This is a genomic window from Variovorax ureilyticus (assembly GCF_037889935.1).
Lineage (GTDB): Bacteria > Pseudomonadota > Gammaproteobacteria > Burkholderiales > Burkholderiaceae_C > Variovorax > Variovorax ureilyticus.
In genome coordinates this window covers 36,900-52,377 of the sequence record NZ_JBBKZU010000017.1, presented here as the reverse complement: position 1 = coordinate 52,377, position 15,478 = coordinate 36,900, and the positions used below count along the sequence as shown (strand labels likewise).

Below are 15,478 nucleotides of genomic sequence, written 5' to 3'. Positions count from 1 at the left end.
GCGCCCTGCCTCAGCCGATCACCTTGGTGGCGGTGGCGTCGAGCTTGGGTGGGGTCTCGAAGGTGTGGAACGGTGCCGGCGAAGGCACTTCCCATTCCAGGCCTTCGGCGGCTTCCCACGGCTTCTGCGGCGCCTTTTCACCCTTGCCGAGCATCGTCGGCAGCACGATGAAGAAGAAGAAGTAGACCTGCGCCAGTCCGAACGCGAACGCGCCGACCGACGCCACCGCATTGAAGTCGGCGAATTGCATCGGGTAGTCGGCATAGCGGCGGGGCATGCCGGCCAGGCCGAGGAAGTGCATCGGGAAGAAGGTGATGTTGAACGAGATCAGCGACCACCAGAAGTGGACCTTGCCGCGCGCTTCGTTGTACATCACGCCGGTCCACTTCGGCGCCCAGTAGTAGAAGCCGGCGAACATCGCGTAGAGCGAGCCGGCCACCAGCACATAGTGGAAGTGGGCGACGACGTAGTAGGTGTCCTGCAGCTGCGTGTCGATCGGCGCCACCGCGAGGATCAGGCCGGTGAAGCCGCCCATCGTGAACACGAAGATGAAGCCGACCGCGAACAGCATCGGGGTCTCGAAGGTCATCGAGCCCTGCCACATGGTGGCGATCCAGTTGAAGATCTTCACCGCCGTCGGCACCGCGATCAGCATGGTCGCGTACATGAAGAACAGCTGGCCGGTGAGCGGCATGCCGGTCGTGAACATGTGGTGCGCCCACACGATGAACGACAGGATCGCGATCGACGAGGTGGCGTACACCATCGAGGCGTAGCCGAAGAGCTTCTTGCGCGCGAAGGCCGGGACGATCTGGCTGACGATGCCGAACGCCGGCAAGATCATGATGTAGACCTCGGGGTGGCCGAAGAACCAGAAGATGTGCTGGTACATCACCGGGTCGCCGCCGCCGGCGGGGTTGAAGAAGCTGGTGCCGAAATGGCGGTCGGTCAGCGTCATCGTGATCGCACCGGCGAGCACCGGCATCACGGCGATCAGCAGGTAGGCGGTGATGAGCCAGGTCCAGCAGAACATCGGCATCTTCATCAGCGTCATGCCGGGCGCGCGCATGTTGAGGATGGTCACGATGATGTTGATCGAGCCCATGATCGACGAGGCGCCCATGATGTGCATCGCGAAGATGCCGGCATCCATCGAGGGGCCCATCTGCAGCGTGAGCGGCGCGTAGAGCGTCCAGCCCGCGGCAGGTGCGCCGCCGGGCATGAAGAACGAACCCACCAGCATCAGCGCCGCGGGGATCAGCAGCCAGAAGCTGAAGTTGTTCATGCGCGCGAACGCCATGTCCGACGCGCCGACCTGCAGCGGGATCATCCAGTTCGCGAACCCGACGAAGGCCGGCATGATCGCGCCGAACACCATGATCAGGCCATGCATCGTGGTGAACTGGTTGAACAGCTCGGGGTTGACCAGTTGCAGGCCGGGCTGGAACAGCTCGGCGCGGATCAGCAGGGCCAGCACGCCGCCCACCATCAGCATGGTGAACGAGAACAGCAGGTACAGCGTTCCGATGTCCTTGTGGTTGGTGGCGAACACCCAGCGGCGCCAGCCGGTCGGCGCGTGGTGGTGTTCGTCGTGGGCATGGTCGCCGTGACCGTGTGCTTGACCGTGGGGATCGAGGACTGCGCTCATCTTGGTATTCCTTGCAAACTCTTCGTCACGGGGCGGGCGGCTTACTTGCCGCGCTCCGCCAGCACTTCGGCCGGTTGCACAAGCTGGCCTGTCTTGTTCGACCAGGCGTTCTTCGTGAAGGTCACGACGGCAGCGATGTCGGTGTCGCTGAGTTGCTTCCAGGATGGCATGGCGCCGTTGTTCTGGCCGTTGAGCACCACATGCAATTGCAGCTTGTGGTCTGCATTGAGCACGGTCGCCGAGCCATCGAGCGGCTTGATCGGGCCGGCGCCCTTGCCGTTGGCCTGGTGGCAGGCGGCGCAGTTGGCGGCGTAGACCTTTTCGCCGCGCGCGAGCATCTCGGGCAGCGTCCAGACCTTGCTCGGGTCATCCTGCTTGGCCGCGGCCTCCTTGCGCTTGCCGTCGACCCAGGCGGTGTAGTCGGCAGCGGCGAGCACCTTCACGTGGATGGGCATGAAGGCGTGTTCCTTGCCGCAGAGTTCCTGGCACTGGCCGTAGTAGTCGCCGACCTTCTCGGCACGGAACCAGGTGTCGCGCACGAAGCCCGGGATCGCGTCCTGCTTGACGCCGAACTGCGGCACCGCGAAGGCGTGGATCACGTCGTTGGCGGTGGTGATGATGCGAACCTTGGTATCCACCGGCACGACCAGCGGGTTGTCGACCTTCAGCAGGAAGTTGTCCGGCACGTCGCCGCGGGCACCGGCATCGGACATCGCGCGGTGCGAAGCGTCGAGCGTCGAGATGAACGACAGGCCTTCGCCTTCGCCCTTGAGGTAGTCGTAGCCCCACTTCCACTGGTACCCGGTGACCTTGATCGTGAGATCGGAATTGGTGGTGTCCTTCTGCGCCACCAGCACTCGGGTTGCGGGCAGCGCCATCAGGATGACGATGATGAAGGGGACGATGGTCCAGATGACTTCGACCACCACCGATTCATGGAAGTTGGCCGCCTTGTGGCCGACCGATTTGCGGTGCTTCCAGATCGAATAGAACATGACGGAGAACACGGCCACGAAGATGATGGTGCAAAGCACCAGCATCACGGTGTGGAGGAAGTGCTGCTCCTGGGCGATCTTCGTGACGCCCACCGGAAGATTCAATTGACGCACCGACGGGCCGCCGGGCAGGTCATTGACTGCGTGTGCTGCGCCGCTGAACGCCGCACTGGCCACCAGCAGCAGATTCGCTGGCCACATCTTGTTCCGCCAATTGCTCTTCATCGTGTTCACTTTTTCATTTTCCTGTTAACCCACCGGTCCCCACGGTGAAGCACTGCACGGGCCCCCTCAGGCGCTGCGCAATGCCATGCGAATTTCGCGCGCCAGCGCCGCACGCAATTCGGGGCGCACATAGCGCCCCACCCTGACCGAACGACCCTGACCCGAGACCTCGATCAGCGAACGATCGCTGTCCCGGGGCTCGACCCGCACCTGATGCGGCAAGAATTCTGCACGCTCGTAGTGGCCGCCGTTCTCGAGCTCGACCACCAGACGCCCACCTTGCAAGGCGATCTTCTCGCCATCGGTGGCGTGGCGTGCATAGAGGATGAATGCGATCCCGACTGCAGTGAGCTCGAGCCAGGCGAATGGCAGGACGAGCCGTGCGCCGTTGAGCCAGAAGACGGCCCCGATGCCTAGGGAAACTACGCAGAGCGATGCGTACAGCCAGCCGAGCTGGCTCGGCGTGACCGAGCAATTGCGCTTCAGAAACCAATGAACGCTCTGTCCTGAAACGGTGGCAAAACGAAACACGGAATTCGACACGGGCGAGTTCAGCAAATCGGTGCGTCGATCGCTGTCAAACCCATGTTCGACAGGCCTCGGTCACGGGACAATACCCGGAGTTCACGCAGCGCCGGATTGTAGCGGGTGAACAAGCGCCTCCTCACGCACCTGGGCGACCGCGTTGAAGCATGGTGCGCATCTCGCGCAACGAGACCGCACTCTCGGACGAAAGCGCCACCCGCGGCGCGGGTTTGAAGGCGTGTCCGTAGATGATTTCGAAGGTCAGCGCGATCTTTCCTCCGCCCTCTTCGGCCTGCGCCAGTTCTGGCAGCGCCGCGCAGAGCGCCTGTCGCCACCGCTTGCCGCGCAGCGCCGGAAAGCGGGCCGGATGGAGGTTTCGTCCGAGCGAACGCAATTCGGCCAGCGCCGCATCGGCGCTCGTCCAGGTCAGGACGATTCGCTCCATGTCCATCACCGGCTCGGCGAAGCCGGCGCCGACCAGCATGTCGCCCCAGTCGTGCATGTCGGTGAACTGGTGACTGGCCGGCGGCCAGCCGAGCCGCTCGTGCAGCGCGCGCAGTTCCTGCAGGGTGTCCGGTCCGAAGCACGAGAACATCAGGAATCCATCGGTCGCGACCCGCTTGTGCCACTGACCGATTAGCGCGCCCGGATCGGCCGCCATGTGCAGCGCCATGTTGGCCCAGAGCAGATCCACGCCGTCTTCCGGCGGCGCGTCGAACAGCGGCTGACCGCCCTGCCAGCGACGGGCCGTCCACCAGGGCGCGCTCAATGCCTTCGTGGTCGGCGCAACCAGCGAAGGCTCTGTTTCAATGACGTACGCGGTGGCATCCCGGTATCGACGGGCCACCAGTTCGTGGGCTTCCAGTCCGCCCCGAAGCGGCGACCAGTCGGCCCAGTGGCGGGGACGGGACTTGATCCACTGGAGCCGGTCCTCCATGCGGCGTCCGATCTCCTCGTGCAGCCAGGGCGAGCCCGAAGGCGGCGCCAGCCGGTTCCACCGCGCGGCCGCCGGGGCGTCGATGGTCGGCGGGCGCTGGGGAGGGACTGGAGGCATGGGCCGCTCAGTATATTGAGGGATGTTCAGACGCTGGGCCCAAAGGGCTTTCTCATCGGTAGCCGCCGGACTGCCGAGCCAGTGCTCGGTCTGCCGGGCCTGGCCGGCACAGCCGATCTGCGACGCGTGCGTGGCGCGCTTTGCACCGCCGAAACCGCGATGCTTGACCTGCGCGCTGCCCGTGCCGCCGGGCGTTTCGCGCTGCGGCGTCTGCGTGTCGAACCCGCCGCCGCTCGATGCATGCCACACCGCCTGCACCTATGAGTGGCCGTGGTCGGAGCGCATCGCCGAGTTCAAGTTCCGAGGCGGCGCCGGACTGGCCTCGCCCCTTGCCACCCTCCTGCGAAGCGCACCCTGGATCGAAGCGGCCATCGAAAAAGCCGAGATCGTGCTGCCCATGCCGCTCACCACGGCCCGGTTGCGCGAACGGGGCTTCAATCAGGCGCACGAACTGGCCAAACGGCTCGCACCGGCCGCCACCGAGCCCGGGATTCTTCTGCGGACCCGCGAAGCGCCCGCGCAAAGCGGACTGACGCGCGCCGAACGGCTGCGCAACCTGCGCGGCATGTTCGCCCTCGAGCCGCTCCGGGCGGCGGCCGTTCGCGATCGACGCGTCGTGCTGGTGGACGACGTCATGACCACAGGCGCATCGATCTTCACTGCCGCTGAGGTGCTTCGCCGGGGCGGCGCGTCGCACATCACGGCGATCGTGCTGGCGCGAACGGACCCGCCGTCCTGATCGCCACGGCGGCGCGGACAATCGCAGCCATGTTCCATATCGTTCTGGTCGAGCCCGAAATTCCGCCCAACACCGGCAATGTGATCCGGCTGGCGGCCAACACGGGCTGCACGCTGCACCTGGTCGAACCGCTCGGCTTTTCCATGGACGACAAGCTACTGCGCCGGGCCGGCCTGGACTATCACGAATATGCAAAGGTGCTGCGGCACGCGAACTGGCAAGCCCTGCTGGAGACGGAGCGGCCGCCCGCCGATCGCATCTTCGCGCTCACCACGCGCGGCTCGCAGCCGGTGCACGACGTCGTCTTCCGCCCCGGCGACTGGCTCGTCTTCGGCGCCGAAACCCGCGGACTGGCCCCCGACCTGCGCGAGACCTTCCCGCCGGCGCAGCGCCTGCGCCTGCCGATGCGGGAAGGGCAGCGCAGCCTCAATTTGTCGAATGCAGTCGCGGTGACTGTGTTCGAGGCCTGGCGGCAGAACGGATTCGCGTAGGGCCGGTCAGGGATAGCGCCGCGCCACCGACTCCGCGACGCAGGCCGGCTTGGGCGAGCCTTCGAGCTCGATCGTGACCTCCCACGCCATCTGAAGACCGTTGTTCGCGATCGGCTCCGACGTCAGCAGCTTCAGGCGACCACGCACCCGGCTGCCGACCGGCACCGGCGCCATGAAGCGGACGCGATTGAGCCCGTAGTTCACACCCATGCCCGACTCGACCACGCTGATGGCGGTCTCGAAAATGCGCGGCACCAGCGAGAGCGTCAGGAAGCCGTGCGCGATCGGTCCGCCGAAAGGCCCGGCCTTGGCTTTCTCGACGTCGACATGGATCCATTGATGGTCGCCGGTGGCCTCGGCGAACAGGTTGACCTGTTCCTGGGTAATGGTGATCCAGTCGCTCACCGCGACTTCCTGGCCGACGCACGCGGCCAGGTCCTGAAGGGTCTGGAAGGTCTTTGTCATGCAAATCACTTTAGCGGCGGGGTTCGACCACGCATGTCCATGCGGTGACATGTGCACCTAGGGAAAACGAGCCCCCGGGCCAAGCCGGGAAACCCCGCGGAACCGGCTCTGCCGGGCCGCTGGGGTTGCCCCCGGAAGGGGGTGTCAGAGCCACACGAAGTGGGCGAGGCTGGGGGCGATCTATTCGTCGTCCAACCAGCGGCAGATCGGCTCCCACTGCTCCAGGTCGCGTTGAACCCGACCCGGCGCGATGTCGAACAGCGTCAGCCCGCGAGCCGCAAGCTGCACATAGATCTGCGTGTCGCGAAGCTCGCCGAGCACGGTCACGTCGAGCCCGCCCACGAATTCCCGCAGGCGTTCGGCCGCGAGGGTCCGCGCGTCCACGCGCATGCCGATCACGGCGACCTGTGTCTTGTCGATGCGGCGGTGCGACAGCAGCTTGTCGAGGAAGTCGCGGGTCGCGTAGATGTCGAAGATGCTGGGCTGGAGCGGCACCAGCACCTTGTCGGCGACGGCGACGGCCTCCTTGAAGCGCGAGCCATGCAGACCGGCCGGCGTGTCGAGGACGGCATGCGTCGTGCCGCGCGGCGGCCGGACCACGTCGCCGTCCTCCGAGGCGTCCCAGCTCCTGATCTCACGCGCCTCGGGCGGCCTCAGGCTCAGCCAGAGCCTGGAAGACTGCTGCCGATCGATGTCACCCAGCATCACCGCATGGCCGCGGCTGGCGAGGTAGCCCGCGATGTTCGTCGCGAGCGTGGATTTGCCGACCCCGCCCTTGGGATTGGCGACCAGAACCACCGGCATCTGTGACTCCTCGAGGCTGAAGACAGGCGCCATGGTAGCGGCCCGCCGAGTGCGCTATGTTCTCGGGATGCCCACAACAACAAACACGGAAAGCGCCGCCCACATCTACGTGATCGCCGCGCACCCGCGATGGCGCGATTCCCGCGTCAACCTGCAGTTGCTGAAGGCGGCACGCGATGTCCCTGGCATCGACGTGAACGACCTCTACAACAGCTACCCCGACTACGCAATCGACGTGAAGACCGAGCAGACCCGCCTCGCCCGCGCCGAGATGCTGGTGCTGCTGCATCCGGTCCAGTGGTACTCGATGCCGTCGCTGCAGAAGCTCTGGCTCGACGATGTCTTCAGCTACGGATGGGCCTACGGAAAAGGAGGCAACAAGCTCGAAGGCAAGGATGTCTGGCTCGTGGCGACCACCGGCGGGCCGGAAGACAGCTATCACCCGCAGCGCTACAACCGCTACTTCTTCGATGCGTTCCTTCCGCCCTACGAGCAGACCGCGGCTCTGTGCGGCATGCGCTTCCTCCCCCCGCTGATCTTCCACGGTGCCCGCAGCGCATCGGACGCTGCCGTGGCCGAGCACGTGGCGGTCTTCAAGGACCGGCTGCAGACCTACCCGAACTGGCCCGAACTGGACGACCTGGGCGGATGCGCCAGTTGCGTGGTGCCCGAAACCGATCGGCCGGTCGGCCAGGAAGAAGCCTGACGATGGAACACCACCTGCCGGGCTGGCTGCTCAACTCGCTCATCTACCTCGGTGCTGCGGTGCTGGTCGTGCCGCTGTCCAAGGCCATCGGGCTCGGTTCGATCATCGGCTACCTCGCCGCGGGCATCGCCATCGGCCCCTGGGGACTGGGGCTGGTCACGAACGTCGAGGACATCCTTCACTTCGCCGAATTCGGGGTGGTGCTGATGCTGTTCCTCGTCGGACTCGAACTGGAGCCCAAGCGCCTCTGGAGCCTGCGCGGACCGATCTTCGGCTGGGGTTCGGCGCAGGTGCTGGGCTGCGCGGCGGTGCTGTTCCTCGCCGGCTTCGTGGCGGGTGCCGGGTGGCGCGTCTCGCTGGTGGCAGCGCTCGGACTTGCACTCTCGTCGACCGCGATCGCGCTTCAGGTGTTCGGGGAACGCAATCTGCTGCTGACGCCGAGCGGCCAGTCCGGCTTTTCGATCCTGCTGTTCCAGGACGTGGCGGCCATTCCGATCCTCGCGCTGCTGCCGCTGCTGGCGGTCAGCCACGACATCGACACCGGCGTGAGCGGCTTCGACCGCCTCACCGAGGGCCTGAAGATCGTGGCCGTGATCGCCGCCATCGTGATCGGCGGCCGGCTCGCATTGCGGCCGCTGCTGCGATGGATCGCGCGCAGCAAGACGCCGGAAATCTTCACCGCCGCCTCGCTGCTGCTGGTGGTCGCCATCGCGGCACTGATGCAGTTCATCGGCCTGTCGATGGCACTGGGTGCGTTTCTCGCCGGCGTGCTGCTGGCGGAAAGCGAATACCGCCGCGAACTCGAAACCGACATCGAACCCTTCAAGGGCCTGCTGCTCGGCCTCTTCTTCATCGCGGTGGGCATGAGCATCGATTTCGGCGTGCTCATCGCGCATCCCCTGCTGATGGCGGCCGTGGTCATCGGCTTCATGATGCTGAAGGCCGCCGTGATCTACGGGCTCGCCAAACTGATGCATGTGCCTTATCAACAGCGGCCGGTGTTCACGCTGCTGCTCGCGCAGGGCGGCGAGTTCGCCTTCGTGGTGTTCCAGGCGGCCGGACCGGACGTGCTGCCGCCCAACGTGGCGTCGTTCCTGATCGGCGCGGTCGCGCTGTCGATGCTGATTTCGCCGCTGCTGCTCGTGGCGGTCGACAAGTGGGTGGCGGCGCGCCATAGCCTGGAGAAGCCCCCCTCGATGGAGGAAATCTCCGAGCAGCAGGACGCGAAGGTGGTCATCTGCGGGTTCGGCCGCTACGGGCAGATCGTCGGCCGCATGCTGATGGCGCAGGGCCTGAAGATCACCGTGCTCGACCACGACCCCGACACGATCGAAAGCCTGCGCGAATTCGGCTTGCGCGTCTTCTATGGCGACGCGACCCGGCTCGACCTGCTGCGCACCGCCGGCGCCGGCACCGCCAAGGTCGTGGTGGTGGCGGTGGACGACATGGAACAGTCGCTCAAGATCGTCGATCTGCTGCGCGAGCATTTCCCCAACGCGAAGATCGTCGCGCGGGCGCGCAACGTGGCGCATGTCTACCAGCTGCTCGACCGCAAGATCGAGATGGTCGAGCGCGAGATGTTCGAGTCGTCGCTGCGCAGCGGGCGCTCGGTGCTCGAGGGGCTGGGCTGGCCAGCGCACGAGGCGCGCGAAACGGCGATGCGCTTCCGCCTGCGCAACATCCAGCTCATGCACGAGACCTATCCGCACTACAAGGACCGCGCCAAGCTGATCGCGGTGGCCAAGGAAGGCCGCCAGCAGTTCCAGGAGCAGATGGCGCGCGAGCGCGAAGAACGGCGACAACGCACCCACGTCGACTGGGATCGCGTCGAAGAAAACTGAAGGGTTCACGGGGCCGGCACCGCGGAGGCCAGGAATCCCGCGGAACCGGCTTCGCCGGGCCGCCGGGATTGCCCCCTGCAAGGGGGTGCAGAGCCACACGCAGTGGGCGAGGCTGGGGGATGACCCCTTACCTGGTGGCGAGCTTCAGCAGGCGGATCGCGTTGTCCTTGAGGATGCCCGGCATCACCTCGGGCTTGAAGCCGGCTTCCTCGAAGTCCTTCATCCAGCGGTCGGGCGTGATCAGCGGATAGTCGCTGCCGAAGAGCACGCGGTCCTTGAGCAGCGTGTTCGCGTATTGCACGAGCTGCTTGGGGAAGTATTTGGGGCTCCAGCCTGAAAGATCGATCCAGACGTTGGGCTTGTGCGTGGCGACGCTCAGCGCTTCGTCCTGCCACGGGAAGCTCGGGTGCGCCATGATGATCTGCATGTCGGGGAAGTCGATCGCGACGTCGTCAAGATGCATCGGATTGCTGTATTCGAGCCGCAGCCCGCCGCCGCAGCGCATGCCCGAGCCGATGCCGCTGTGGCCGGTGTGGAAGACAGCCGGCAGGCCGTACTCGTTGATGACTTCGTAGATCGGCCAGGCCATGCGGTCGTAGGGGTGAAAGCCCTGCACCGTCGGATGGAACTTGAAGCCCTTGACGCCATGCTCCTCGATGAGCCGGCGCGCCTCGCGCGCTCCCATCTTCCCCTTGTGGGGATCGATGCTGGCGAAGGCGATCATGATGTCCGAGTTCTTCTGCGCGGCTTCGGCGATCTCCTCGTTCGGAATGCGGCGGCGGCCGAGGTTCGATTCGGCGTCGACCATGAACATCACGAGGCCGATCTTGCGCTCGCGGTAGTAGTCGATGCTTTCCTGGATGGTCGGCCGGCGGCTCGAACGGAAGTATTTGTCCGCCGCACGGTCGTATTCCTCGCCGTAGTTGTCGAAGGGATTCCAGCAGCTCACCTCGGCGTGCGTGTGCGTGTCGATGGCGATCAGGTTCTCGTAGTCCATGGCGTTGTCTCCAACGGGTTTTAGGCTTAGGGTAAGTCCTCATGCCGCGGGTCTGCATGCGGCTTGAATTGGTTATTTTTCATAACCATAATCGATCGCAACCCGGAATGCAATCATGACCCACACCGATCTCCAGCTCGAACTCCAGGACAACATCGCCATCGTGCGCCTCAACCGCGCCAGCAAGCGCAATGCGCTGTCCGATGCGCTCATCCTCGCGCTGCGCAACACATTCGAAAACCTCCCGTCCTCGGTGCGCGCCGCGGTCATCGACGGCGAAGGGCCGCATTTCTGTGCGGGCCTCGATCTCTCCGAACTGCAGGAACGCGACGCGGGCCAGGGACTCATCCATTCCCGCATGTGGCATGCGGCGCTCGACCTCGTGCAGCACGGCCCGGTGCCGGTGATCGCGGCGCTGCACGGCGCGGTCGTCGGTGGCGGCCTGGAACTCGCGAGCGCCTGCCACATCCGCGTCGCGGACAGCACCACTTTCTACGCGCTGCCCGAAGGCTCGCGCGGCATCTTCGTCGGCGGTGGCGGTTCGGTCCGCATCCCCAAGCTCATCGGCGCGGCGCGCATGACCGACATGATGCTGACCGGCCGCGTCTACAGCGCGGAAGAAGGCGAGCGCGCCGGCTTTGCGCAATACCTCGTTGCCGAAGGCACCGCGTTCGACAAGGCGGTCGAACTCGCCAAGCGCGTGGCGACGAACGCACCGCTGACCAACTACGCACTGATGCACGCCCTGCCGCGCATCGCCGAGCAGCCGGCCGACCACGGCTTCTTCACCGAAGCACTGATGGCCGGCATCGCCCAGAGCGCGCCCGACGCCAAGGAACGCGTGCGCGCCTTCCTCGAAGGCAAGGCCAACAAGGTGCAGAAATGACGCTCTCCCCCAGCCTCGCCCACTCCGTGCGGCGACTGTCGGGCGGCCGCCAGAGGCGGCTGCTCTTCGGGCATGTCCAAGCCTGCGCAGGCAGGTTTGGAGCCGCAGCCCTCAACCCCCTCGCCGGGGGCAATCCGGGCGGCCCGGCGAAGCCGGTTCCGCGGGATTCCTGAAACTGGCTGCAGCGCAGCAAGCGACCGAGACAAGACCCATCATGCAAAGCACTCGCCAACCCACCATCACGCCGCGCTATCGGCCGGTCACCTTCGGCGTGCGCCACGTCAATGTGCGCGAAGGCGCCGCCGGCGTGCGCTACCTCGAAGCGGCCGAGCCGCTCGGCAGCTACGCGGAGCGCATCACCGACCGTCTGATGCACTGGGCCGAGACCGCGCCCGACCGCAGCTTCATGGCGCGCCGCGAGCAGCTGCCCGACGGCACCACCGGCGAGTGGCGGCACCTGAGCTACGCCAAGGTGCTGCAGGACGCGCGCCGCATCGGCCAGGGGCTGCTCAACCGCGGCCTCGACGCCGACCGGCCGGTGATGATCCTCAGCGAGAACAGCCTCGAGCACGCGCAGCTCGCGCTCGCATGCATCTACGCCGGCATCCCCTACTGCCCCGCATCGCCCGCGTACTCCACCGTCAGCCAGGACTACGAGAAGCTGCGCCACATCTTCGACACGCTGACGCCCGGCCTCGTGTTCGCGAGCGACGCGGCGCGCTTCGGCCGCGCGATCGCTTCGGTCGTACCCGCCGACGTCGAAGTGGTGCTGCACCGCGAAACCCCCTCGGCCGATCTCGCGGGCCGCGCCATTACCACGTTCCAGAGCCTGCTGGACACGCCCGCCACGCCGGCCGTCGATGCCGCGATGGCCGCCACCGGGCCGGACACGATCACCAAGTTCCTCTTCACCTCGGGCTCGACCAAGATGCCCAAGGCGGTCATCAACACGCAGCGCATGTGGTGCGCCAACCAGGTGCAGATCGCGCAGTCGATGCCCTCGCTCGCCGAGGAGCCGCCGGTGCTCGTCGACTGGCTGCCGTGGAACCACACCTTCGGCAGCAACCACAACGTCGGCATCACGATCTACCACGGCGGCACGCTCTACATCGACGACGGCAAGCCGACGCCCGCCGGCATGGCCGAGACGCTGCGCAACCTGCGCGAGATCGCGCCGACTGTGTACTTCAACGTGCCGACCGGCTTCGAGGCGATCGCCAACGCGATGCGCACCGATGCGCAGCTGCGCAAGACGCTGCTGTCGCGCGTGCGCATGTTCTTCTACTCCGGCGCGGCCCTCGCGCAGCCCGTGTGGGACCTGCTGCACTCGATCCAGGAATCCGAGATCGGCGAGCGCATCGTGATGGCGACCGGCCTCGGCATGACCGAATCCGGCCCCTCGGCGATGTTCATCAACAGCCCCGACGTGCGCGCCGGCGATGTCGGCGTGCCGACGCCGGGCATGACGCTCAAGCTCATCGACGTCGACGGCAAGGTGGAGGTGCGCTACCGCGGCCCCAACGTCACGCCGGGCTACTGGCGATCTCCGGAAGCCACGCGCGAAGCCTTCGACGAGGAAGGCTTCCTCTGCACCGGCGACGCGGTGAAGTGGATCGACGAGAGCGACGTGCACCGCGGCCTGCGCTTCGACGGCCGCATCGCCGAGGACTTCAAGCTCGCCACCGGCACCTTCGTGAGCGTCGGCCCGCTGCGCGCGAAGATCATCGCCGCCGGTGCGCCCTATGTGCAGGACGTGGTGCTGACCGGCATCAACCTCAAGGAAGTCGGCGCGCTGATCTTCCCGACGCAGGCGGTGCGCCAGCTCGCGGGCCTCGCGTCCGATGCGCCGATGCGCGAGGTGGTCGAAAGCGCGCCGGTGCAGGCGCACATTCAGCAACTGCTCGACACTCTCGCCGCATCGAGCACCGGCAGCGCCAACCGGATCGCGCGCGCCCACGTCGTTTCGGAGCCGCCCTCGATCGACAAGGGCGAAGTGACCGACAAGGGCTCGATCAACCAGCGCGCCGTGCTCAAGCACCGCGCCGATCTCGTCGAGGCCCTGCATACCGACGGCGCGCTGCCGTTCACGCTCAAGCCGCAGTAAACCAGAACCCAAGGAGACCCGGACATGAACATCCAAGGACAAGTTGCACTCGTCACCGGCGGCGCATCCGGCCTCGGCGAAGCCACTGCGCGCGAACTCGCGCGGCTCGGCGCCAAGGTCGCCGTGCTTGATTTGAACGCCGCGCTCGCGGAGAAGGTCGCGGCCGAGATCGGCGGCATCGCATGCGTCTGCGACATCATGCAGACCGACAGCGTCAATGCGGCGCTCGACAAGGCCGAGGCCGCGCACGGCCCGGCGCGCATCCTGATGAATGTCGCCGGCATCGGCAGCGCCAAGCGCATCGTCGGCAAGGACGGCAACCCCGCGCCGCTCGAAGACTTCGTGCGCGTCGTCAACGTCAATTTGATCGGCGCCTACAACATCAGCCGCCTGTTCGCGGCACGCTGCGCGAAGCTCGACCCGCTCGAAGGCGGCGAGCGCGGCACGATGCTCTTCACCGCATCCGTCGCCGCATTCGACGGCCAGGTGGGCCAGCAGGCCTACAGCGCCTCGAAGGGCGGTCTCGTCGGCATGACGCTGCCGATGGCGCGCGATCTCGCGCAACATGGCATCCGCGTGTGCACGATCGCGCCCGGCCTCTTCGCGACGCCACTGCTCAAGGAACTTCCGGAGCCCGTCCAGCAGTCGCTGGCCGCATCGATCCCCTTCCCGCCGCGCCTGGGCAAGCCTTCGGAGTTCGCCGAGCTGGCCTGCCATTTCGTGACCAACGTCCACCTGAACGGCGAAGTGATCCGCCTCGACGGTGCGCTGCGGATGGCACCCCGATGAAGCTCGCCTCCCGCCAGTTTTTTTGATCACCTCACCAGGAGACAACTGCCATGAATCTCAAGAAAGCAACCCTCGCCGCCGCGCTCGCGCTCGGCCTCTTCGGCATCGCGCATGCCGACCTCACGGTGGGCGTGGTGCTGCCGCTCACCGGTCCGGCGTCCGGCCTCGGCATTCCGATGAAGAACCAGATCGCGCTGTGGCCCAAGTCCATCGCGGGCGAAAACCTCAAGGTCGTGGTGCTCGACGACGCGACCGATCCCACCACCGGCGTCAAGGACGCGCAGCGCCTCGTGACGGAAGACAAGGTCGACGTCATCATCGGCTCGGCCGCGACGCCGGTCGCGATCCCCATGGCCGACGTGGCGGCCGAATCGGGCACGCCGCAGCTCGCCGCGTCGCCGGCCGGCCTGCCGCCGGGCAAGGACAAGTGGACCTTCCGCCTGCCGCAATCCAATGACGTGATGGCCTACGCCGTGGTGCAGCACATGAAGAGCCAGAAGGTGAAGACCATCGGCTTCCTCGGCTACACCGATGCCTACGGCGAACTGTGGCTCAAGGCGCTGACCGCCGAGGCCGAGAAGAACGGCATGAAGATCGTCGCGGCCGAGCGCTTCGGCCGCGCCGACACGAGCGTCACCGCACAGGTGCTGAAGCTCACCTCGGCCAATCCCGACGCGATCCTGATCGTGGCCTCGGGCAGCGGCGCGGGCATGCCGCAGAAAGCGGTGATGGAGCGCGGCTACAAGGGCAAGGTCTACCAGACGCATGCCGCGGCGACGCAGGACCTGATGCGCACCGCCGGCAAGGATGCCGAGGGCACCTTCGTCGTGTCCGGCCCCGCCACCGTCGCCGAGCAGTTGCCCGAGAGCCATCCCTCGAAGAAGCAGGCCGTCGCCTTCGTCACCGAGTACGAGAAGGCCTACGGCCCCAACTCGCGCAACCAGTTCGCCGCCCACAGCGCCGACGCGCTCACGATCCTCGAAAAGGCGGTGCCGATCGCGCTCAAGAAGGCCAAGCCCGGCACGCCCGAGTTCCGCGCCGCCCTGCGCGATGCATTCGAGACGATGGGTCGCACCACGATCGCGCACGGCGTGCTCGAGTGGACGCCGCAGAACCACTGGGGCTACACCAACGAGACCGGCGTGATGCTGAAGGTCGTGGGCGGCCAGTTCAAGGTCGAGCAACCCCAATAAACGCAGCCAGCGAAAC

At 66.4% G+C, this 15,478-nt stretch carries 15 protein-coding genes; 8 read left to right on the top strand and 7 right to left on the bottom strand.

From position 1 onward, the window contains the following. Positions 1 to 10 precede the first annotated feature (10 nt). The 4 genes from ctaD to WKW77_RS28830 all read right to left on the bottom strand — a co-directional run bounded on the left by ctaD (position 11) and on the right by WKW77_RS28830 (position 4,447). Positions 11 to 1,648: a cytochrome c oxidase subunit I gene (ctaD, locus tag WKW77_RS28845; RefSeq protein ID WP_340360334.1), complete on the bottom strand. Its 1,638-nt coding sequence runs from the start codon at positions 1,646 to 1,648 to the stop codon at positions 11 to 13. 41 nt (positions 1,649 to 1,689) lie between these two features. Further along, positions 1,690 to 2,868, bottom strand: coding sequence for a cytochrome c oxidase subunit II (coxB, locus tag WKW77_RS28840; RefSeq protein WP_340360333.1), 1,179 nt, complete (start codon positions 2,866 to 2,868; stop codon positions 1,690 to 1,692). Positions 2,869 to 2,934: 66 nt separating this feature from the next. Next, complete coding sequence (locus WKW77_RS28835; RefSeq protein WP_340360332.1) at positions 2,935 to 3,411, bottom strand: DUF2244 domain-containing protein; 477 nt, start codon at positions 3,409 to 3,411, stop codon at positions 2,935 to 2,937. Positions 3,412 to 3,532: 121 nt separating this feature from the next. Beyond that, the gene (locus tag WKW77_RS28830) at positions 3,533 to 4,447 is read right to left on the bottom strand and encodes a biotin synthase (RefSeq protein WP_340360331.1); all 915 of its coding nucleotides are present in this window, start codon (positions 4,445 to 4,447) and stop codon (positions 3,533 to 3,535) included. A gap of 22 nt (positions 4,448 to 4,469) precedes the next feature. Here WKW77_RS28830 and WKW77_RS28825 point away from each other — a divergent pair, with 22 nt between their 5' ends. After that, positions 4,470 to 5,186, top strand: a complete 717-nt coding sequence (locus WKW77_RS28825) for a ComF family protein (RefSeq protein ID WP_340360330.1) — start codon at positions 4,470 to 4,472, stop codon at positions 5,184 to 5,186. A gap of 29 nt (positions 5,187 to 5,215) precedes the next feature. Continuing rightward, positions 5,216 to 5,677, top strand: a complete 462-nt coding sequence (locus tag WKW77_RS28820) for a tRNA (cytidine(34)-2'-O)-methyltransferase (protein ID WP_340360329.1) — start codon at positions 5,216 to 5,218, stop codon at positions 5,675 to 5,677. A gap of 6 nt (positions 5,678 to 5,683) precedes the next feature. On the opposite strand, the gene WKW77_RS28815 is transcribed toward WKW77_RS28820, so the two are convergent. Both WKW77_RS28815 and WKW77_RS28810 read right to left on the bottom strand, forming a co-directional pair. Next, positions 5,684 to 6,142, bottom strand: coding sequence for a MaoC family dehydratase (locus WKW77_RS28815; RefSeq protein WP_340360328.1), 459 nt, complete (start codon positions 6,140 to 6,142; stop codon positions 5,684 to 5,686). A gap of 180 nt (positions 6,143 to 6,322) precedes the next feature. Further along, positions 6,323 to 6,946, bottom strand: a complete 624-nt coding sequence (locus WKW77_RS28810) for a nucleotide-binding protein (protein ID WP_340360327.1) — start codon at positions 6,944 to 6,946, stop codon at positions 6,323 to 6,325. Positions 6,947 to 7,013: 67 nt separating this feature from the next. Here WKW77_RS28810 and kefF point away from each other — a divergent pair, with 67 nt between their 5' ends. Continuing rightward, entirely contained in the window at positions 7,014 to 7,652 is a 639-nt protein-coding gene (gene kefF / locus WKW77_RS28805; protein ID WP_340360326.1) for a glutathione-regulated potassium-efflux system oxidoreductase KefF, read from the top strand. A 2-nt stretch (positions 7,653 to 7,654) separates the two neighbouring features. Continuing rightward, the gene (gene kefC, locus WKW77_RS28800; RefSeq protein WP_340360325.1) at positions 7,655 to 9,493 is read left to right on the top strand and encodes a glutathione-regulated potassium-efflux system protein KefC; all 1,839 of its coding nucleotides are present in this window, start codon (positions 7,655 to 7,657) and stop codon (positions 9,491 to 9,493) included. A gap of 127 nt (positions 9,494 to 9,620) precedes the next feature. Here the strand turns inward: kefC and WKW77_RS28795 are convergent, their stop codons facing one another. Continuing rightward, positions 9,621 to 10,490, bottom strand: coding sequence for an amidohydrolase family protein (locus WKW77_RS28795; protein ID WP_340360324.1), 870 nt, complete (start codon positions 10,488 to 10,490; stop codon positions 9,621 to 9,623). A 115-nt stretch (positions 10,491 to 10,605) separates the two neighbouring features. Here WKW77_RS28795 and WKW77_RS28790 point away from each other — a divergent pair, with 115 nt between their 5' ends. The 4 genes from WKW77_RS28790 (at position 10,606) to WKW77_RS28775 (ending at position 15,462) form a co-directional block, all read left to right on the top strand. Beyond that, entirely contained in the window at positions 10,606 to 11,376 is a 771-nt protein-coding gene (locus tag WKW77_RS28790; protein ID WP_340360323.1) for a crotonase/enoyl-CoA hydratase family protein, read from the top strand. Positions 11,377 to 11,590: 214 nt separating this feature from the next. Continuing rightward, a complete protein-coding gene (locus WKW77_RS28785; RefSeq protein WP_340360322.1) occupies positions 11,591 to 13,480 on the top strand; it encodes a feruloyl-CoA synthase in 1,890 nt (629 codons plus the stop codon). A gap of 24 nt (positions 13,481 to 13,504) precedes the next feature. Further along, positions 13,505 to 14,269, top strand: a complete 765-nt coding sequence (locus tag WKW77_RS28780; protein WP_340360321.1) for an SDR family NAD(P)-dependent oxidoreductase — start codon at positions 13,505 to 13,507, stop codon at positions 14,267 to 14,269. Between the two features lie 50 nt (positions 14,270 to 14,319). Then, entirely contained in the window at positions 14,320 to 15,462 is a 1,143-nt protein-coding gene (locus tag WKW77_RS28775; RefSeq protein ID WP_340360320.1) for an ABC transporter substrate-binding protein, read from the top strand. The last annotated feature ends 16 nt before the right edge of the window (positions 15,463 to 15,478 follow it).

What these genes read in the sequence shown, in the direction of transcription:
- WKW77_RS28830 (WP_340360331.1), bottom strand. Translation starts at nt 4,447, where the DNA reads ATGCCTCCAGTCCCTCCCCAGCGCCCGCCGACCATCGACGCCCCGGCG.
- kefC (WP_340360325.1), top strand. Translation starts at nt 7,655, where the DNA reads ATGGAACACCACCTGCCGGGCTGGCTGCTCAACTCGCTCATCTACCTC.
- ctaD (WP_340360334.1), bottom strand. Translation starts at nt 1,648, where the DNA reads ATGAGCGCAGTCCTCGATCCCCACGGTCAAGCACACGGTCACGGCGAC.
- WKW77_RS28815 (WP_340360328.1), bottom strand. Translation starts at nt 6,142, where the DNA reads ATGACAAAGACCTTCCAGACCCTTCAGGACCTGGCCGCGTGCGTCGGC.
- WKW77_RS28775 (WP_340360320.1), top strand. Translation starts at nt 14,320, where the DNA reads ATGAATCTCAAGAAAGCAACCCTCGCCGCCGCGCTCGCGCTCGGCCTC.
- WKW77_RS28810 (WP_340360327.1), bottom strand. Translation starts at nt 6,946, where the DNA reads ATGCCGGTGGTTCTGGTCGCCAATCCCAAGGGCGGGGTCGGCAAATCC.
- WKW77_RS28780 (WP_340360321.1), top strand. Translation starts at nt 13,505, where the DNA reads ATGAACATCCAAGGACAAGTTGCACTCGTCACCGGCGGCGCATCCGGC.
- WKW77_RS28825 (WP_340360330.1), top strand. Translation starts at nt 4,470, where the DNA reads ATGTTCAGACGCTGGGCCCAAAGGGCTTTCTCATCGGTAGCCGCCGGA.
- WKW77_RS28790 (WP_340360323.1), top strand. Translation starts at nt 10,606, where the DNA reads ATGACCCACACCGATCTCCAGCTCGAACTCCAGGACAACATCGCCATC.
- WKW77_RS28820 (WP_340360329.1), top strand. Translation starts at nt 5,216, where the DNA reads ATGTTCCATATCGTTCTGGTCGAGCCCGAAATTCCGCCCAACACCGGC.
- kefF (WP_340360326.1), top strand. Translation starts at nt 7,014, where the DNA reads ATGCCCACAACAACAAACACGGAAAGCGCCGCCCACATCTACGTGATC.
- WKW77_RS28795 (WP_340360324.1), bottom strand. Translation starts at nt 10,490, where the DNA reads ATGGACTACGAGAACCTGATCGCCATCGACACGCACACGCACGCCGAG.
- coxB (WP_340360333.1), bottom strand. Translation starts at nt 2,868, where the DNA reads ATGAAGAGCAATTGGCGGAACAAGATGTGGCCAGCGAATCTGCTGCTG.
- WKW77_RS28785 (WP_340360322.1), top strand. Translation starts at nt 11,591, where the DNA reads ATGCAAAGCACTCGCCAACCCACCATCACGCCGCGCTATCGGCCGGTC.